Source organism: Hydrogenophaga sp. L99 (assembly GCF_058731905.1).
Genome location: NZ_CM178972.1, coordinates 1,538,462 through 1,555,642 on the forward strand (window position 1 = coordinate 1,538,462; position 17,181 = coordinate 1,555,642).

Sequence of the window (17,181 nt, forward strand, 5' to 3'; positions counted from 1 at the left end):
AAACCTTCACCCGCATCATTTTATGAAAGAGGGATTAACAATGCCAAGCCACTTTCTCAGGAGCTGCGCGTAAGCACATGATTTCAGTGTTGTTTTTTGGCTTTCCCAGTGGAACTCACTATTGCCGACCACCGATGTGTTGGCGTAATCTAGATTTACAAACATAAAGTCGTTGAGGTCGTTGCCATGCGCTGGTTCAAACCCGGTATTCGAAACAGCATTTCTGCCCTGCTGGGGTCTGAAGTGCGCAAAGACTCGCCAGAAGCCCTTGAGCCGATACGAAGGGCCATGCTGGCTGCTTTAGGCGAAGAAGGTGCCCTGATCAGCCCGCAGCTGACACGCCGCTTGAACTACCTGGGCGATGCACACGGGCTCTGGTTTGCGCGATCAGAAATGATGGCGGTGCTGAGCCAGTTGCATGGTGAAGCCAAAGCTGTCGACACGGTACAGAGCCTATCCCCTGTGTTTCGCGGCTTGCTTCCCAAAAGCCTGATCGATTCCTGCCGCCTGCGCCGCTGATCACGCATGCTGGCGCGTTGGCGGCCAACGTGACCAAGCGGTCACCCCCAATACAACAGGGCGTCACGCCCTTGAACCATCAGTTCCACCTGCTGCCCCACGGGCAGCATCACTTTGGTGGGCACATGCCCGAAAGGCAAGCCCGTGAACACGGGTGTCTTGGTTTTTGAGCGCAGCCAATTGACCACCGTCTGAAGCTTGAACCCTTTGTCATGAGGGCTCGGCTGGTAGCGGTTGAACGACCCCAACAACACCGCTTTTTGTTGCCCAATGATGCCCGCGTGCAGCAATTGGGTGAGCTGTCGCTCAATGCGGTAGGGGTGTTCGTTCACATCTTCCAGAAACAAAACCCCACCTTTGGTGGCAGGTAAAAACGGCGTGCCAACCAGTGAGCACAGCACGGTCAGGTTGCCGCCCCACAGCGTGGCTTTGCGCACACGCAATTCAGGTCCATCTTGGGCAACGGTTTTGCCCTGTTGTTGCTGCAGTGCTGCCAACGCTGGGACGTCGCTGCTGGGCAATCGCCAGCCAGAGCCCTCGCCGTGGCCGCACAACAGATCGTCAAAGCAGGCTTCCATGATGTCGTCCGTGCCCACCTCAGCGCCGAAGTCTTCCCCCAAGGCGGGGCCCGCCCAGGTAATGGCGCCAGTTTTCGCATACAGCGCGCATTGCAATGCCGTGAAATCACTCAAGCCCACAAATTGGGTGCCTCTTTCAATGGCCTTGGCCAGCGGCTTGTAGGGCAGCGCATCGAGCAGCCGCGTGAGGCCATAGCCGCCCCGTGAGATCAGCGCCACGTCAGCAGCGCTGGTCGCCGCACGGCCGATAGCGGCCAGGCGCGTCTCGTCGTCGCCAGCGAACCGCTGATGGCTGCTCAGCGCAGCTTCATCAATTTCAACATCGTGCCCGAGCGCTCGGAGCCGGGCCACCCCCCGGCGAAAAGCAGCCTTGTCTCGCACGGCACTGGAGGGTGAATAGATGTAGATGTGGCTCATGGGATCGGGCGGCAGGCAAAGACCGCCATTATCCCGGAAAGGCCAGCTTGGCCGGATGTCAGCGCTCGAAGTGGGCTGTGGCCATCTGGGCAATGGTTTCGCCGTGTTCTGGCACGAAATGTCCGGCCTGGGGCAGTAGCACGGGTTCTGGACAATGGCGAATGAGGCGATGCAGCTCGCGCATCACAGACTCGCCCAACACCGGGTCTTGCTGGCCAATCACCATGAGGCTTCGACCTTGCCAGTCGCTTTGCCAGAATGAACGGGCACGCCTTGACAGGCTGGCCCCGTCGTCTTGCGGGTGCTCAGGAACCAGACCCGGAAAAGCCCGCAAGGCGGCTCGGTGCCCCTGGTCCGGAAACGGTGCGCTGTAGGCGGCGCATTCTGCGGCGCTCAGGTGCGGGTTGCCACGTGCAAAAAGACTGGCGACATCAAAGGCGGGTTTGTCGTTGCACATCTTGCGCCACGCCAAGAATCCGGGCGACAAGAGCGTGTCACCCGTGGCCAGCATGGTGTTCATTACCAGCAAGCCAGTGAAACGCCCTGGCGCATCCATCGGCAACGTCAACCCCAGCAAGCCACCCCAATCTTGCGCCACCAGCACCCCGTTGCGCAGGTCCAGTCGTTCGATCAACTCCAGCAGCACCTGGCGGTGCCAACTGAAGCTGTGGTTGGCGGCCTTCTTGGGTTTGTCACTCTTGCCAAAGCCGATCAAATCGGGCGCGATCACCCGGTCACCTGCAGCTGTAAAAACCGGAAGCATCTTGCGGTACAGGTAGCTCCAGGCTGGGTTGCCGTGCAGGCAAAGCCAGGTGCGCGCGGCATCGCGCGGGCCTTCGTCCAGGTAGTGCAGCCGCAAGCCGGCGAGTGAAGGCAGATCGCTCAGGTAGTTTGGAGCCCACGGGTAGTCTGGCAACGCTGCAAATCGCTCATCCGGTGTGCGCAGTGCATCTTCACGCAGCGGGTGGCTTTCGCGCTTGCTGACTTCGCGCCGCGTCCTAAAAAAACCGCTCAACAACTCCCCGCACGCTCGCGCCAGAACACCGCCCTGCACCGCTGTCTGGTGATTGAGCCGACGCTCGCTAAACAGATTAAGCACCGAACCCGCTGCGCCGGTTTTGGGGTCGGCTGCACCAAACACCACCCGTCGCAACCGGGCATGCAACATCGCTCCGCTGCACATGGCGCAGGGTTCCAGCGTCACGTAAAGATCGCAATCGTCCAAGCGGTAGTTGCCCAGCGCTTGTGCCGCCATCCTCAGCGCCACAATTTCGGCGTGTGCGGTCGGGTCGTGGGTGGCCAGCGGGTTGTTGCGCCCGCGCGCGATGATTTCACCGGCTCGCACCACCACGGCGCCAACCGGCACTTCGCCGTTTTCGGCCGCTTCTCGCGCCTCCGCGAGCGCTGCGCGCATGAAAATTTCGTCGCTGGCACTCATGTCTCAGCGTCCGGACTCGACGTCGCCGTCCAGTTTGCGCTGGATCTGCTTCATCGCTTCATCCAGGGCATCTTGGTACCGCTGCTGGATCTGCTGTGGCGCCTGTGCTGGCGCTTTGGCAGGCCCTTCAGAAGTTGGCGTTACACCGCTCAACTGGCGCTGCACCAAGGTCATCACGAGCCACAAACTCAGCAACAACGCAAGGACGCTCAGCAAAGCTCGCACAATCAACAGCCTAGTTCTAGCCAACGGTAGCGGTCTGACTCATTCCCACTCAATTGTCAACAGCCGGTCGCGGCACAGAGGAAAAAGCGCCCTGTTTGCAGGGTGCGAACGGGCCCGATACCGACAGATTTACCGTCACCGTACGAGAGCCCGTCCCAGGGCTCTTTGCTTTCGATCTTGGTCATTGATGGTTTGCGGCAGCGATTGGAATGCGAAAGTGGCATGTTTGTAACGCAATGACGGTATCAGGAGCTCGCTCCCGAAGGCGATGACGGTATGCAAGAGTGACCTGACGGTATCACGATCTCTCTTGCCGTTTATTTGACTTTGTACGCCTGTTGTACTAACATAAAATGAACAATCCCTCCGAGGCCCTCACATGTCTACCGTTGCCTCCACGTCCAACAGCCGTTCGGCCAGACTCGGCTTTCGCGCCACACCTGAGCAAGAGGCGGTGATCCGTCGCGCTGCCGAGGTGGCCCACAAGTCGTTGACCGATTTCATCCTCCAGAGCGCCTATTCGGTCGCAGAACAGACGTTGCTCGATCAACGCCTGTTCGTCGCCTCGGGCTCGAAGTGCCAGGAGCTGCTGGAGCTGCTGGACCGTCCTGCTCAGCCCAATGAAGGTCTGCGCGACCTGTTCTCTCGTAGAGACCCCTGGGAAACCCGTTGATGCCGAGGGCGCCCGTCCCGCTCAACACATCGCACCGGCTCGCCGGTTTCGACTGTGGCAAGCCGGCGCTCAACGAATGGTTGGTGAAGCACGCGCTCCAGGCCGGCAGCAGCGGCTCAGCCCGGACGTTCGTCGCAGTGAATGGTCCCGACGATCGGGTAGTCGGGTATTTCAGCCTCACGGTGGGCCAAGTTGACACCACCGACGCACCCGACCGCATACGCAAAGGAATGGGACAGTTCCCGATTCCGGTGATCGTCCTGGCCAGGCTGGCCGTGTCCACGCAGGACCAGGGCAAAGGCATCGGCGTCGGCATGCTCAAGGAGGCCATTCGCCTCGCCTTGTTGATCGCAGAGCACGCCGGTATTCGCGCTTTGTTGACCCACCCGATCGATGAAGACGCCGCACGCTTCTACTCCCGGTTCGGCTTCATCGGGTCCCCTTTGCGTGAAGATCAGTTGTTGCTCCTCTTGAAAGATGCTCGCGCTCAGATTCGATGAGTCTGTCGATTTGGGAGGCACCAGGCAACTGCGCAAGGGACGTAGAAGCATCCATGCGAGCGCCCCGCTTCAGCCTGCAAGCGCCAGCAAGTAGTCGATCAGCGCGCGCGCCGAACGCGTCTGGTGCCGGTTCGGCATGTAGAGCATGAAGATCTGGTTGCCGAAGATGCTCAGTCGCAGATCGTCCAGCGCGGTCACGATGGCGCCACTGTCGACCGCGTCCTGCACCACGTAGTCGGGCACCAGCCCCACGCCCAACCCGGCCAGGACGGCCTCACGGAGAAACGGAAAATGCTCCGAGATCAGGGTGGGTTCCAGCGTCACCTCTTCGCGCTGTTCGCCCCGGTAGGCGGCCAGGCGCAGTTCACGCCCCACCACGCCCGAGGTGATCAGCGGCGTGTGGCGCAGCTGGGCCAGGCTCTGCGGCAGGCCATGCGCGGCCGCATAGCCTGCCGAGGCGCAGCACAGGTAACGCACCCGCCCCATGTCGCGCGCCACGAGCGTTGCGGGCGGCGCGGCCATGATGCGCACCGCCACGTCCACCTCGTCACGCATCAGGTCGTCCACCCGGTTCTCGAACAGCACGTCCAGCACCACACCCGGGTATTCGCGCTTGAAGGCGATCAGCCAGGGCGTCATGACCATCTGCCCGTAGCCGCTGGGCACGCTCAGCCGCACCCGGCCCTGCAGGCCCTGGCCCAGTGACGCCAGCGTTTCTTGCGCCGCCTGCAGTTCGTTGCGCACCGCCAGGCCGTGCTGGTAGAGGCGCAGTCCCAGCTCGGTGGCTTCCACATGGCGCGTGGTGCGGCGAAACAGCTGCGCGCCCACCGCGCGCTCCAACTGCGCGAGCCGGTAGCTGACGTTGGCGCGCGTCATCTTCAGGCGCCGCGCTGCCTGGCTTAGGTTGCCGGCGTCGTGGATTTCCACCAGCAGGGCAAGGTCGTTGAGGTCCATGATTGACAAGCTTGGTTTGACAGTGTGTCAACACAAAACCCTATTGTCCAATACAAACCCGCCATTGATAATCTGCATTGCAGAACGTTGAACCGTTTTCAACGAAGGAGACACGGCATGGATCTGAACTTCACCCCCGAGGAAGAGGCCTTTCGAACCGAGGTGCGCGGCTTCCTCCAGCAACACCTGCCCGAGCGGCTGTCGTCCCAGGTGCGCAACGGCCAGCACTTGAGCAAGGCCGACATGGAGCAATGGCACGGCATCCTCAACCAGCGCGGCTGGCTGGCCAACCACTGGCCCGAGCAGTACGGTGGCCCGGGCTGGACGGCGGTGCAGAAATTCATCTTCGAGCTCGAATGCGCGCTGGCCCACACGCCCCGCATCGTGCCTTTTGGTGTCGGCATGCTGGGCCCGGTGCTGATCAAGTACGGCAACGAGGCGCAGAAGCGCCATTGGCTGCCGCGCATCCTGAGCGGCGAAGACTGGTGGTGCCAGGGCTATTCGGAGCCGGGCGCGGGCTCCGACCTGGCGGGCGTGAAGACCACCGCCGTGCGCGAGGGCGACCACTACATCGTCAACGGGCAGAAGACCTGGACCACGCTGGGCCAGCACGCCAACATGATCTTCTGTCTGGTGCGCACCAACCGCGAAGCCAAGAAGCAAGAGGGCATCAGCTTCCTGCTGGTGGACATGAACAGCCCCGGCGTCGAGGTGCGGCCCATCATCACGCTGGACGGCGAGCACGAAGTCAACGAGGTGTTCTTCACCGACGTGAAGGTGCCGATCGAGAACCTGGTCGGCGAAGAAAACAAGGGCTGGACCTGCGCCAAGTACCTGCTGACCTACGAGCGCACAAACATTGCCGGCGTGGGTTTTTCGGTGGCGGGGCTGGAGAAGCTCAAGGCGGTGGCGTCTCGCGTGTTGCACAAGGGCATGCCGCTGCTGCAGGACCCGATGTTCGCCGCCCGGCTGGCCAAGGTGGAGATCGACCTGGAGAACATGAAGACCACCAACCTGCGCGTGATCGCCGCCGTGGCCGGCGGCGGTGTGCCGGGGGCGGAAAGCTCCATGCTCAAGATCCGCGGCACCGAGATCCGCCAGGAACTGCTCGCGCTGATGCGCCGCGCCATGGGGCCCTACGCCCTGCCCTTCGTTGAAGAAGCCCTGCACGTTGGCTACGACGGGCCCTGGTCGGGTCCCGACGAAGCCCGGGCCGCCGCGGCCCAGTACTTCAACTACCGCAAGCTGTCGATCTTCGGCGGCTCCAACGAAATCCAGAAAAACATCATCTCCAAGATGATCCTCGGACTGTGAGGCACGACCATGAACTTTGAACACACCGAAGACCGGCGCATGCTCGCCGACACCCTGGACCGCTTCCTGTCCGAGCAGTACCCCATCGAAGCGCGCCACGCCGCTGCGGCATCGGCCACCGGCTACAGCGCCGAGGTCTGGAACGGCCTGGCCGGGCTGGGCGCCATCGGCGCGCTGTTTCCTGAAGTCGTGGGTGGCTTCGGCGGCGAGGGCTTTGATGTCGCCGTTGTGTTCGAGAGCCTGGGCAAGGGCCTGGTGATCGAACCCTTTCTGGGCGCGCTGGTGGTGGGCCGCGCGATCGTGGCCGCCGGCACCGACGCCCAGAAGGCCCGGCTCGGCGGCATCCTGGACGGCAGCACGGTGGCGACCCTGGCGCACGACGAGGCCGGGGGCCACTACGAACTGGCGCACGTGGGCCTGCAGGCCACCCGGACCGCCGATGGCTACCGGCTCGATGGCCGCAAGGGCGTGGTGTTGCACGGCGACACCGCGGGCTTGTTGCTGGTCAGCGCCCGCAGCAGCGGCGCGGTGGACGACGAGGCCGGCATCTCCCTGTTCCTGGTGCCGGCCGACACTGCGGGCATCGCCCACCAGGGCTACGGCCGGGTTGACGGCGGCCGCGTGGCCGAGCTGGTGTTCAACCAGGTGCAGCTGCCCGCCACCGCCCGGCTGGGCGCCGAAGGTCAGGGTCTGGCCGTGCTGGAGCAGGCTGTGGGCTGGGGCCTGCTGGCGCTGTGCGCCGAAGCTGTGGGCGCGATGGACGTGACCCGGCAGCACACGCTGGACTACCTGCGCACACGCAAGCAGTTCGGCGTGCCCATCGGCAGCTTCCAGGCGCTGCAGCACCGCATGGCCGACGTGCTGCTGGAGATCGAGCAGGCCCGCTCTGCGGTGATCAACGCCGCAGCCGCCATGGGCGCCGATCGCGTCACGCGCGAACGCGCGCTGTCGGCCGCCAAGTACAGCATCGGCCGCATCGGCACCCTGGTGGCCGAAGAAAGCATCCAGCTGCACGGCGGCATCGGCATGACCTGGGAACTGCCCATGGCGCACTACGCCAAGCGCCTGGTGATGATCGACCACCAGCTCGGGGACGAAGACCACCACCTGGCGCGCTACATTGCGCTGGGTAGCCACTGACCGCGTGCCTCCATGCCCCGCCCCATCACCGACGAAACGCCCTTCCTCACCATCGCTGCGCTGGTGCGCGAACACGCGCAAGAACGACCCGGTGACGCCGCCCTGCGCGACGACGTGCAGACCCTGAACTGGCGCGAGCTCGACGCGCTGATGGACCGGGTGGCCGCGGCGCTGCAGCGCGACGGCGTGCGGCCGGGTGACGCCATTGGCATCTGCGCTGCCAGTTCGGTGCGTTATGCCGCGCTCTACCTGGGCGCGCTGCGCGCGGGCGTGGTGGTGGCGCCGCTGGCGCCGTCGGTCACACGCGAGAGCCTGGCGCAAATGCTCGACGACGCACAGGCGCAGCGCGTGTTTGCCGACACCGCCGCGCGCGAACTGTTGCCCGGTCAGGCTTCGGTGGTGTGGCTCGACGGCAGCGCGGCGCCAGGCTTCGACGACTGGCTGGCGCCCCCCGGCTATACGCCGCAGGCGGTGGACCTGCCACCCGAAGCGCCGTTCAACATCATCTATTCGTCGGGCACAACGGGCACGCCCAAAGGCATCGTGCAGTCGCACGGCATGCGCTGGCAACACGTGTGCCGCGGCGCACGCTACGGCTACAGCGCGCAGACGCAGACCTTGCTGTCCACGCCGCTGTACTCCAATACCACGCTGGTGGTGTTCTTCCCCACGCTGGCGTTTGGCGGCTGCGTGCACCTGATGCCGAAGTTCGACGCCACGCGCTACCTGGCCCTGGCCGAAGAACGGCGCATCACCCACACCATGCTGGTTCCGGTGCAGTACCAGCGCCTCATGGCCGTGCCGGACTTCGGACGCTTCGACCTGCGCGCCTTCCAGATGAAGTTCTGCACCAGCGCGCCGTTCCGTGCCGACCTCAAGGCCGACGTGCTGGCGCGCTGGCCCGGCGGCCTGGTCGAGTTCTACGGCATGACCGAAGGCGGCGGCACCTGCATCCTCAACGCGCACGAACACCCAGACAAACTGCACACCGTGGGCCAGCCCGCACCGGGCCACGACATCCGCCTGATCGACGAAGACGGGCGCGAACTGCCGCCAGGCAGCACCGGCGAGGTGGTCGGCCGTTCGGGCGCGATGATGGCCGGCTACCACCACCAGCCTGAGAAGACGCGCGAAGTCGAGTGGTTCGACGCCAGCGGCCAGCGCTTCATCCGCACCGGCGACGTCGGCCGCTTCGACGAAGACGGTTTCCTGGTGCTGATGGACCGCCGCAAGGACATGATCATCAGCGGCGGCTTCAACCTCTACCCGAGCGATCTCGAAGCCTTGCTGCGCCAGCACCCGGCCGTGGACGACGCAGCCGTGGTCGGCGTGGCGTCCGAACAGTGGGGCGAGACGCCGGTGGCCTTTGTGGTGCGCCGCGCTGGCGATGCAACCGACGAAGCCGCACTGATCGCTTGGCACAACGAGCGCTCGGGCAAGACCCAGCGCCTGGCCGCGTTGCAGTTCATCGACGAACTGCCGCGCAGCGCCATCGGCAAGGTGCTCAAGCGTGAACTGCGCGAGCGCCTCAACACACCCGTGCGCTGAAGCCGTTCGGCGCCGATTTCCTCACTTCCCACAGGAGCCCTCATGAAAATCCTCGTCCCCGTCAAACGCGTGGTGGACTACAACGTCAAGGTGCGCGTCAAGGCCGACCAGTCCGGCATGGACATGGCCAACGTCAAGATGAGCATGAACCCGTTTGACGAAATCGCGGTCGAAGAAGCCGTGCGCCTGAAGGAGAAGGGTGTCGTCACCGAGGTGATCGCCGTCTCCTGCGGCGTCACGCAGTGCCAGGAGACCCTGCGCACCGCCATGGCCATCGGCGCCGACCGCGCCATCCTGGTGGAAACGGCCGAAGAACTGCAGCCGCTGGCCGTGGCCAAGCTGCTCAAGGCGCTGATGGACAAGGAACAGCCCGGCCTCGTGATCCTGGGCAAGCAGGCGATTGACGACGACTGCAACCAGACCGGCCAGATGCTCGCTGCGCTGGCCGACCTGCCGCAAGGCACCTTCGCCTCCAAGGTCGAGGTGGTGGACGGCAAGGTCCAGGTGACCCGCGAAGTCGACGGTGGCCTGGAAACCCTGAGCCTCACCCTGCCGGCCATCGTCACCACCGACCTGCGCCTGAACGAGCCGCGCTATGTGACGCTGCCCAACATCATGAAGGCCAAGAAGAAGCAGCTCGACACCGTCAAGCCCGAAGACCTCGGGGTGGATGTGAGCCCGCGCATCAAGACGCTCAAGGTCAGCGAGCCCCCGAAGCGCGGCGCCGGCATCAAGGTGCCGGACGTCGCGGCGCTCGTCGAAAAACTCAAGCTCGAAGCCAAAGTGATCTGAGGAACAAGAACATGACCGCACTCGTCATTGCCGAACACGACAACGCCTCCATCAAGGGCGCCACGCTCAACACCGTCGCCGCCGCCGCCCAGTGCGGAGGTGAGGTGCATGTGCTGATCGCCGGCCACAACGCTGCCGGTGCCGCTGCTGCCGCTGCCCAGATCGCCGGTGTCTCCAAAGTCATCCACGCCGACGCCGAGTACCTGGCGCACGGCCTGGCCGAGAACATGGCCGCGCAGGTGCTGGCCATCGCTTCGAACTACAGCCACATCCTGTTCCCCGCCACCGCCAGCGGCAAGAACATCGCCCCGCGCGTCGCCGCCAAGCTCGACGTGGGCCAGATCAGCGACATCACCAAGGTGATCGCCGCCGACACCTTCGAGCGCCCGATCTACGCCGGCAATGCGATGGCCACCGTGCAGAGCATCGATGCCACCAAGGTCATCACCGTGCGCACCACGGGCTTTGATCCGGCCGCCGCCACCGGTGGCAGCGCCGCCGTGGAAACCCAGGCAGCGCAGGCCGACAGCGGCAAGAGCACATTCCTCGGCAGCGAGATCGCCAAGAGCGACCGCCCCGAACTCACCGCCGCCAAGATCATCGTCTCCGGTGGTCGCGCGCTGGGCAGCAGCGAGAAGTTCAACGAAGTCATGACGCCGCTGGCCGACAAGCTCGGTGCCGCGCTGGGCGCGAGTCGCGCCGCGGTCGATGCGGGCTACGCGCCGAACGACTGGCAGGTGGGCCAGACGGGCAAGATCGTGGCGCCGCAGCTGTATGTGGCCTGCGGCATCTCGGGCGCCATCCAGCACCTGGCCGGCATGAAGGATTCGAAGGTGATCGTGGCGATCAACAAGGACCCTGAGGCGCCGATCTTCTCGGTGGCCGACTACGGGCTGGAAGCCGATCTGTTCACGGCGGTGCCGGAGCTGATCAAGGCGCTGTGATGGACTCCGGCAAGCAGACCTTCGAGACCGAAAGCCTGGACGCGCTGACCGCGCGCGTGGGCGAGGAACTCGCCGTCAGCGACTGGCTGCCCGTCACCCAGGATCGGATCAACCGTTTTGCCGAGGTCACCGGCGACCTGCAGTGGATCCACATCGACGCCGAGCGCGCGCGCCGTGAATCGCCCTACGGCACGACCATCGCGCACGGCTACCTGACGCTGTCCCTGCTGCCGGGCCTCTCGCAAGGCTGCATCACGGTGCACGGCACCCGCATGGCGGTGAACTACGGGCTCAACCGGGTGCGATTCATGGCGCCGGTGCGGGTGGACGACCGCATCCGCGCGCGTTTCACGCTGCAGTCGGTCGAAGCGCTGCCCGACGGCGGTGCCCAGGTCATCTGGCAGGCGCTGGTGGAGGTCGAGGGCAGCAGCAAACCGGCCTGCGTGGCCGAGATGGTGTCGCGCCGCTACACCTGAGCGGCCGCACGCAGGGACGGAGCACCGGGTGCGCTCTGGTATACCCTGAAGAATACCCCCACGGGAACTCTCGACAATCCGGGTACAGTGATGTCTCGTTTTGCAGAACGGAGTTCCATTTTGAGCGCAGACCCCAGCAGCCCGCAAACGGCGGCGTCCGCGGCGGGCGACAGCAAGCCGGCAGAGCGCCCCAGGCGCCCCACCCCGGCGCGAAAGCCCAAGGAAGACCGCCACTTCGTGACCGCCCTGGCGCGCGGGCTGGAAGTGCTGGCCTGCTTTCGCACCGGCGAAGCCACGCTGAGCAACCAGGAGCTGGCGGTGCGCTGCAAGCTGCCCAAGTCCACGGTCTCGCGCCTGACCATGACGCTGACCAAGCTGGGCTACCTGATCCATGTCGAAGAAAGCGGGCGCTACCGCCTGGGCACCGCCTGCCTGGCGCTGGGCAGCGCGCTGCTCACGCGCCTGGACGTGCGCAAGATCGCGCGGCCCATGATGCAGGAGCTGGCCAATTTTTCCGGCGCCTCGGTCTCACTGGGCGTACGCGACAAGCTCTCGATGATTTATGTGGAGAACTGCCGCAGCAGCGCCGCACTCACGCTCACGCTGGATGTGGGTTCGCGCATGCCGCTGGCGGCCTCGGCCATGGGGCGTGCCTGGCTGGCCTCGGTGTCCGCCACCGAGCGCGAGGAGGCGTTGGAACAGATCCGCGAACTCGACCACCTGGCCTGGCCCGGGATCCAGGCCGGCGTGAACAAGGCGCTGGAGGACTACCGCACGCTGGGCGTGACCTGCTCCTTCGGCGACTGGAACAAGGAGGTCAACGGCATCGCCCGCGCCTTTGACCCGGGCAACGGCCTGCCGCTCATGGCGGTCAACGTGGGCGGCCCGTCGTACAACCTCTCGCCCGAATTCCTGTTGCAGGAAGTGCGGCCGCGCCTGCTGGAAGTGGTGCGCTCGATCGAAGACGCGCTGCCGCGCTGAAGCAGCGTACGGCGGTGCTCAGCCGTCCGTTTCGAGCACCGGGCGCACCCGCGCCACAGCGGAAAAAATGCCCGTGGCCCGCAACACCTCGCGCTCACCCACGCGCAGCACGCAGTCGCCAAACGCCAGCTGCTTGCCCAATCGGCGCGGCGTCACATGCGCTTCCAGCCATTCGCCCACCCGGGCGGCCGCGAGGTAGTCCAGGCTCAGGTTGACCGTCACCATGGTCGGGCTGTGGCGGCGCGCGCGGTGCAGGTTGATGCCCAGCGCACCGTCGGCCAGCGTGGCCAGCATGCCACCGTGGGGTATGCCGAGCCGGTTGCAGTGCTGCGGCAGCAGGCGCAGCCCCAGCACCAGCAGACCGTCGGGCCGCTCGCGCACGTACAGGTCGCCCAGGGTCTGAAAGTACGAGGCACCGCCGTAGACATGGGGCCGGAAGCCTTCGGGCACGCTGATGTCGTTCATGTCAGTTTTCCATGGTGTCGGAGCGCCACCCACGACGCAAAAAACCACGCCACCCAGAGGCACCGCCGGGCCGGCTTTGCCGGCCGGCCAGTGCCGCCCCCCTGGAGGGGGGTGACGCGAAGCGGCGCGGGGGGGTGTTTCACCATTTTCAAAACCATGCGTCCTGCATGGCGCGGTGGCTGTCGTCCAGCGTGCGCAGCAGCGCCAGCTGGGGCGCGACCTTGGGCAGTTCCCAGCGGAAGAACCACTGTGCGGCCTGAAGCTTGCCGCGGTAGAAGGACTCGTCAGCGTCGGTGTCGGTGCCACGCGACAGCGCCTGCTGCGCCACGGTGGCCTGGCGCAGCCAGGTCCAGGCCAGCAGCGTGTGGCCGAAGGCTTCGAGAAACAGGTGGGCATTGGCCAGCACGGCCTCGCCGTCGGTCTGCAGCGGCACGCGCAGGGCCTGTACCGAGTCGCTCACGTCCTGCCAGGCCGTCTGCAGCGCTTGGGCCAGCGGCACCAGCGGCGGCTGCTCCAGGGCCTCGGCGATGTTGGCAGTCACCACGCGGTGCATCGCCGCCAGCGCGGCGCCGTCTTTCATCACCACCTTGCGGCCCAGCAAGTCCAGCGCCTGGATGCCGTGCGTGCCTTCGTGGATCATGTTCAGCCGGTTGTCGCGCCAGTACTGCTCCACCGGGAATTCGCGCGTGTACCCGTAGCCGCCCAGAATCTGGATTGCCAGCGAGTTCGCTTCCAGGCACCACTGCGAGGGCCAGGACTTGACCACCGGCGTCAGCAGCTCCAGCAGCAGCGCCACTTCCTGCAGGCGCTGCGGATCGGATTCGGTGCGCTGTTCGTCCACCAGCCGGGCCGCGTACAGCGCCAGGCCGTAGGCGCCTTCGACATAACTTTTCTGCGCCAGCAGCATGCGCCGCACATCGGCGTGCGCCACCAGCGGCAGCGGCGGCGACAGCGGGTCCTTGTTCGACGGCGCCCGGCCCTGCACCCGCTCGCGCGCATAGCGCAGCGAGGCCAGGTAACCGCGGTAGCCCAGCATGATGGCGCCCATGCCGACGCCGATGCGGGCCTCGTTCATCATGTGGAACATGCAGGCCAGGCCTTCGTGGGGCCGGCCCACCAGCTCGCCCACGCAGGCGTCCTGTTCGCCGAAGGACAGCATGGTCGAGGTGGTGCCGCGCCAGCCGCATTTGTGGATCAGCCCGGCCAGCGCCACGTCGTTGCGTGCGCCCACGCGGCCTTGCTCGTCGGTGTGGAACTTGGGCACGGTGAACAGCGAGATGCCCTTGACGCCCGGTGGCGCGTCGGGCAGCCGGGCCAGCACCAGGTGCACGATGTTCTCGCTCAGCTCGTGGTCGCCACCGGAGATGAAGATCTTCTGGCCCTTGATGAGGTAGCTGCCATCGCTGCGCGGGGTGGCGCTGGTGCGCAGGTCGCTCAGGCTGGAGCCGGCCTGCGGCTCGGTCAGCGCCATGGTGCCAAAGAAGCGGCCGCTGCGCAGCGCCTGCAGGTAGCGCGCCCGCTGCACCGGGCTCCCGAATTTCTCGATCACGTTGGCGTTGGACGCCGTGAGACCCACATACGAGGTGGTGGCCACGTTGGCGCTGCGGAACACCGACAGGCAGGCCTGCGTCACCAGCACCGGCAGTTGCATGCCCCCGGCCGCCTCGTCGGCGCTGGCCGAAAGGAACCCCGCCTCGCAGTACGCGCGCACCGCGGCCTGCACGCCCTCGGGCAACACCACCTTGCCGTCCACCACCTGCGGTTCCTGCTCGTCACCCAGGCGGGCGTGGGGCGCGAACAGGTCGGCGGCGATGAGCGTGGCGGTGTCCAGCACGGCGTCGAAGGTCTCGCGGCTGTGTTCGGCGTAGCGTGGGCGTTGCAGCAGGCCTTGGGCATCCAGCACCTCGTAAAGCTGGAATTGGATGTCGCGTCGGGGAATCAGATCGTCGTGCATGGGATTGTTCAGGCCATCGTTTGTCGCTATTATCCGCTTCGTTTTGAAACTGTGTTCTGCACTGCAGATCATGGTAATCCCTAGGTCCGGGGCAATCCAGCCCCGGCGCCTTGCGCACTTTTTCTTTTTCTTTCCCACAACGGAGACATCCATGAACCCGGTGGACTACACCCAGCAAGGCACGGTGGCCGTGCTCACCCTGCAGAACCCGCCCGTCAACGGCCTGGGCCACGCGCTGCGCAGCGGCATCGTGGCCGGGCTCGACCGCGCCCTGGCCGACCCGGCCGTCACCGCCATCGTGCTGACTGGCGGCGAAAAGCTGTTTTCCGGCGGCGCCGACGTGCGCGAGTTCGGCACGGCCAAGTCGTCCATGTCGCCCCACCTGCCGGACGTGATCCGTGCGCTGGAAAACGCCGGCAAGCCGGTGGTGGCCGCCATCGCCGGCCACGCCCTGGGCGGCGGGCTGGAACTGGCGCTGGGCTGCCACTTCCGCGTGGCGCTCAAAAACGCCACCCTGGGCCTGCCCGAGGTCAAGCTGGGCCTCCTGCCCGGCGCCGGCGGCACACAGCGCCTGCCGCGCGCCGTCGGCCTGGAGGCCGCGTTGAACATGATCGTCTCGGGTGCACCGCAGAAGGCCGCCAGCTTCGAAGGCACAGCCCTGCTGGACCAGGTGGTGGATGCCGATGTGGTCGCCGCCGCCGTGGCATTCGCCCGGCAGGCCGTGACAGACGGCAAGCCGCTGCGCCGCCTGCGCGACCTGAAGTTGCCGACCGCCGGCACCGACGCTTTCCTGCAGTTCGCGCGCAACAGCGTGAAGGCCGCCGCCAAGGGTCTGCCCGCGCCGCTGGCCTGTGTGGAAGCCGTGGCGGACAGCGTGACCCAACCTTTTGACGAAGGTCTCAGGCGCGAGCGCGCCGCCTTCTTCGCGCTGATGAACACGCCCGAATCGCGCGCCGCGCGCCATGTGTTCGCCGCCGAACGCGCTGCCGGCAAGCTGCCCGACATCCCGGCCGACACGCCACTGCGCCCCATCGCCCGGGTGGGCGTCATCGGCGCAGGCACCATGGGGGGCGGCATCACCATGAACTTCCTCAACGCCGGCCTGCCGGTGGTGCTGCTGGAAACCAGCCAGGAAGCGCTGGACCGGGGCCTGGCCACCATCCGCCGCAACTACGACAACAGCGCCAAGCGCGGCAAGCTCACCGCCGAACAGGTGGAGCAGCGCATGGGCCTGATCACACCGACGCTGGACTACGCCGGGTTCAGCGACGTGGACCTCGTGATCGAGGCGGTGTTCGAGCAGATGGACGTGAAAGAGAAGGTCTTCCGCCAGCTCGATGCGGTGTGCAAGCCCGGTGCGATCCTGGCTTCCAACACCTCCTACCTGGACATCAACAGAATAGCCAGCTTCACCAGCCGCCCGCAGGACGTGCTGGGCCTGCACTTCTTCAGCCCGGCCAACGTGATGAAGCTGCTGGAGATCGTGCGCGGTGAAAAAACCGCCAAGGACGTGATGGCCACCGCGCTGGCCCTGGGCAAGCAGATCCGCAAGGTCTCGGTGGTCTCGGGCGTGTGCGACGGTTTCATCGGCAACCGCATGGTGGCGCGCTACGGCGCCGCAGCCAACGCGCTGATCGTGGCCGGCGCCTCGCCACAGCAGATCGACAAGGCTTTGGAGCGCTTTGGCTTCGCCATGGGGCCGTTCCGCATGGGCGACCTGGCGGGCCTGGACATTGGCTGGGCCACGCGCAAGCGCAAGGCGGCCGAAGCCGGCGTGCCGCACGAGCCCACCGTGGCCGACAAGCTGTGCGAACTCGGCCGCTTCGGCCAGAAGACCGGCGCCGGCTGGTACCGCTACGCGCCCGGTGTGCGCGACGCCCTGCCCGATCCGCTGGTCGAGGAACTGGTGGCCGAGTACCGCAAGACCAAGGGCGTGACCGCCCGCAAGGTCAGCGACGAGGAGATCGTTCAGCGCTGTGTGTTCGCCATGGTCAACGAGGCGGCGCGCATCCTGGACGAAGGCATCGCGGTGCGCGCCTCCGACGTGGACCTGGTTTACCTCAACGGCTACGGCTTCCCGGCGCACCGTGGTGGCCCCATGTGCTACGCCAACGAGGTGGGCCTGTTCAACGTGGAGCGCGCGCTGAATGGCTTTGCCGCCGAGCCCGGCGCCTTCGACTGGTGGCAACCTGCCCCGCTGCTGCGCCGGCTGGCCGAAGAAGGCCGAGCCTTCGCCTGATGAACCGAACCCCACAAGGAAGAC

General features: G+C 65.8%; 17 protein-coding genes. 11 read left to right on the forward strand and 6 right to left on the reverse strand.

The window, feature by feature from the left end; all coding sequences use genetic code 11:
- Positions 1 to 186 precede the first annotated feature (186 nt).
- On the forward strand, positions 187 to 519 hold the full coding sequence (locus AC4QBL_RS07260; protein WP_472901538.1) for a hypothetical protein: 333 nt from the start codon (positions 187 to 189) through the stop codon (positions 517 to 519).
- A gap of 41 nt (positions 520 to 560) precedes the next feature.
- On the opposite strand, the gene AC4QBL_RS07265 is transcribed toward AC4QBL_RS07260, so the two are convergent.
- The 3 genes from AC4QBL_RS07265 to AC4QBL_RS07275 are packed head-to-tail and all read right to left on the reverse strand — an operon-like array spanning position 561 to position 3,177.
- On the reverse strand, positions 561 to 1,514 hold the full coding sequence (locus AC4QBL_RS07265; protein WP_472907448.1) for an LD-carboxypeptidase: 954 nt from the start codon (positions 1,512 to 1,514) through the stop codon (positions 561 to 563).
- Positions 1,515 to 1,572: 58 nt separating this feature from the next.
- Positions 1,573 to 2,952 (reverse strand): tRNA adenosine(34) deaminase TadA, encoded by a 1,380-nt coding sequence (gene tadA, locus AC4QBL_RS07270; RefSeq protein WP_472901536.1) that lies wholly within the window; start codon positions 2,950 to 2,952, stop codon positions 1,573 to 1,575.
- A 3-nt stretch (positions 2,953 to 2,955) separates the two neighbouring features.
- Positions 2,956 to 3,177, reverse strand: coding sequence for a hypothetical protein (locus tag AC4QBL_RS07275; RefSeq protein ID WP_472907449.1), 222 nt, complete (start codon positions 3,175 to 3,177; stop codon positions 2,956 to 2,958).
- Positions 3,178 to 3,556: 379 nt separating this feature from the next.
- On the opposite strand from AC4QBL_RS07275, the gene AC4QBL_RS07280 reads away from it, so the two are divergent.
- Together AC4QBL_RS07280 and AC4QBL_RS07285 are read left to right on the forward strand one after the other, a co-directional pair.
- Positions 3,557 to 3,850, forward strand: coding sequence for a type II toxin-antitoxin system TacA family antitoxin (locus AC4QBL_RS07280; protein ID WP_472887880.1), 294 nt, complete (start codon positions 3,557 to 3,559; stop codon positions 3,848 to 3,850).
- Complete coding sequence (locus tag AC4QBL_RS07285; protein ID WP_472887881.1) at positions 3,850 to 4,350, forward strand: GNAT family N-acetyltransferase; 501 nt, start codon at positions 3,850 to 3,852, stop codon at positions 4,348 to 4,350. The genes AC4QBL_RS07280 and AC4QBL_RS07285 overlap by 1 nt, the downstream gene beginning before the upstream one ends.
- Before the next feature lie 69 nt (positions 4,351 to 4,419).
- On the opposite strand, the gene AC4QBL_RS07290 is transcribed toward AC4QBL_RS07285, so the two are convergent.
- Positions 4,420 to 5,304 carry a LysR family transcriptional regulator gene (locus AC4QBL_RS07290; RefSeq protein ID WP_472887882.1) on the reverse strand — a complete coding sequence of 295 codons (885 nt, stop codon included), beginning with the start codon at positions 5,302 to 5,304 and terminating at the stop codon, positions 4,420 to 4,422.
- A 117-nt stretch (positions 5,305 to 5,421) separates the two neighbouring features.
- Between AC4QBL_RS07290 and AC4QBL_RS07295 the strand changes: the two genes are divergently transcribed.
- The 7 genes from AC4QBL_RS07295 (at position 5,422) to AC4QBL_RS07325 (ending at position 12,499) form a co-directional block, all read left to right on the forward strand.
- The gene (locus AC4QBL_RS07295; RefSeq protein ID WP_472887883.1) at positions 5,422 to 6,618 is read left to right on the forward strand and encodes an acyl-CoA dehydrogenase family protein; all 1,197 of its coding nucleotides are present in this window, start codon (positions 5,422 to 5,424) and stop codon (positions 6,616 to 6,618) included.
- A 9-nt stretch (positions 6,619 to 6,627) separates the two neighbouring features.
- Positions 6,628 to 7,758: an acyl-CoA dehydrogenase family protein gene (locus AC4QBL_RS07300; RefSeq protein ID WP_472887884.1), complete on the forward strand. Its 1,131-nt coding sequence runs from the start codon at positions 6,628 to 6,630 to the stop codon at positions 7,756 to 7,758.
- Between the two features lie 12 nt (positions 7,759 to 7,770).
- Positions 7,771 to 9,306 (forward strand): class I adenylate-forming enzyme family protein, encoded by a 1,536-nt coding sequence (locus AC4QBL_RS07305; protein WP_472887885.1) that lies wholly within the window; start codon positions 7,771 to 7,773, stop codon positions 9,304 to 9,306.
- Positions 9,307 to 9,348: 42 nt separating this feature from the next.
- Positions 9,349 to 10,098 carry an electron transfer flavoprotein subunit beta/FixA family protein gene (locus AC4QBL_RS07310; RefSeq protein ID WP_472887886.1) on the forward strand — a complete coding sequence of 250 codons (750 nt, stop codon included), beginning with the start codon at positions 9,349 to 9,351 and terminating at the stop codon, positions 10,096 to 10,098.
- 11 nt (positions 10,099 to 10,109) lie between these two features.
- Positions 10,110 to 11,042, forward strand: coding sequence for an electron transfer flavoprotein subunit alpha/FixB family protein (locus tag AC4QBL_RS07315; protein WP_472887887.1), 933 nt, complete (start codon positions 10,110 to 10,112; stop codon positions 11,040 to 11,042).
- Positions 11,042 to 11,518 carry a MaoC family dehydratase gene (locus AC4QBL_RS07320; RefSeq protein ID WP_472887888.1) on the forward strand — a complete coding sequence of 159 codons (477 nt, stop codon included), beginning with the start codon at positions 11,042 to 11,044 and terminating at the stop codon, positions 11,516 to 11,518. The genes AC4QBL_RS07315 and AC4QBL_RS07320 overlap by 1 nt, the downstream gene beginning before the upstream one ends.
- Positions 11,519 to 11,755: 237 nt before the next feature.
- Positions 11,756 to 12,499: an IclR family transcriptional regulator gene (locus tag AC4QBL_RS07325; RefSeq protein WP_472888003.1), complete on the forward strand. Its 744-nt coding sequence runs from the start codon at positions 11,756 to 11,758 to the stop codon at positions 12,497 to 12,499.
- A gap of 18 nt (positions 12,500 to 12,517) precedes the next feature.
- Here the strand turns inward: AC4QBL_RS07325 and AC4QBL_RS07330 are convergent, their stop codons facing one another.
- Positions 12,518 to 12,964: a PaaI family thioesterase gene (locus tag AC4QBL_RS07330; protein ID WP_472887889.1), complete on the reverse strand. Its 447-nt coding sequence runs from the start codon at positions 12,962 to 12,964 to the stop codon at positions 12,518 to 12,520.
- Positions 12,965 to 13,112: 148 nt separating this feature from the next.
- Complete coding sequence (locus AC4QBL_RS07335) at positions 13,113 to 14,918, reverse strand: acyl-CoA dehydrogenase (protein WP_472887890.1); 1,806 nt, start codon at positions 14,916 to 14,918, stop codon at positions 13,113 to 13,115.
- 151 nt (positions 14,919 to 15,069) lie between these two features.
- Here AC4QBL_RS07335 and AC4QBL_RS07340 point away from each other — a divergent pair, with 151 nt between their 5' ends.
- Positions 15,070 to 17,157: a 3-hydroxyacyl-CoA dehydrogenase NAD-binding domain-containing protein gene (locus AC4QBL_RS07340; protein ID WP_472907450.1), complete on the forward strand. Its 2,088-nt coding sequence runs from the start codon at positions 15,070 to 15,072 to the stop codon at positions 17,155 to 17,157.
- The last annotated feature ends 24 nt before the right edge of the window (positions 17,158 to 17,181 follow it).

Excerpts from the sequence above, each read along its gene's own strand:
- AC4QBL_RS07265 (WP_472907448.1), bottom strand. The coding sequence starts at position 1,514 with ATGAGCCACATCTACATCTATTCACCCTCCAGTGCCGTGCGAGACAAG.
- AC4QBL_RS07330 (WP_472887889.1), bottom strand. The coding sequence starts at position 12,964 with ATGAACGACATCAGCGTGCCCGAAGGCTTCCGGCCCCATGTCTACGGC.
- AC4QBL_RS07280 (WP_472887880.1), top strand. The coding sequence starts at position 3,557 with ATGTCTACCGTTGCCTCCACGTCCAACAGCCGTTCGGCCAGACTCGGC.
- AC4QBL_RS07285 (WP_472887881.1), top strand. The coding sequence starts at position 3,850 with ATGCCGAGGGCGCCCGTCCCGCTCAACACATCGCACCGGCTCGCCGGT.
- AC4QBL_RS07300 (WP_472887884.1), top strand. The coding sequence starts at position 6,628 with ATGAACTTTGAACACACCGAAGACCGGCGCATGCTCGCCGACACCCTG.
- tadA (WP_472901536.1), bottom strand. The coding sequence starts at position 2,952 with ATGAGTGCCAGCGACGAAATTTTCATGCGCGCAGCGCTCGCGGAGGCG.
- AC4QBL_RS07260 (WP_472901538.1), top strand. The coding sequence starts at position 187 with ATGCGCTGGTTCAAACCCGGTATTCGAAACAGCATTTCTGCCCTGCTG.
- AC4QBL_RS07320 (WP_472887888.1), top strand. The coding sequence starts at position 11,042 with ATGGACTCCGGCAAGCAGACCTTCGAGACCGAAAGCCTGGACGCGCTG.
- AC4QBL_RS07295 (WP_472887883.1), top strand. The coding sequence starts at position 5,422 with ATGGATCTGAACTTCACCCCCGAGGAAGAGGCCTTTCGAACCGAGGTG.
- AC4QBL_RS07305 (WP_472887885.1), top strand. The coding sequence starts at position 7,771 with ATGCCCCGCCCCATCACCGACGAAACGCCCTTCCTCACCATCGCTGCG.
- AC4QBL_RS07310 (WP_472887886.1), top strand. The coding sequence starts at position 9,349 with ATGAAAATCCTCGTCCCCGTCAAACGCGTGGTGGACTACAACGTCAAG.
- AC4QBL_RS07290 (WP_472887882.1), bottom strand. The coding sequence starts at position 5,304 with ATGGACCTCAACGACCTTGCCCTGCTGGTGGAAATCCACGACGCCGGC.
- AC4QBL_RS07340 (WP_472907450.1), top strand. The coding sequence starts at position 15,070 with ATGAACCCGGTGGACTACACCCAGCAAGGCACGGTGGCCGTGCTCACC.
- AC4QBL_RS07315 (WP_472887887.1), top strand. The coding sequence starts at position 10,110 with ATGACCGCACTCGTCATTGCCGAACACGACAACGCCTCCATCAAGGGC.
- AC4QBL_RS07335 (WP_472887890.1), bottom strand. The coding sequence starts at position 14,918 with ATGCACGACGATCTGATTCCCCGACGCGACATCCAATTCCAGCTTTAC.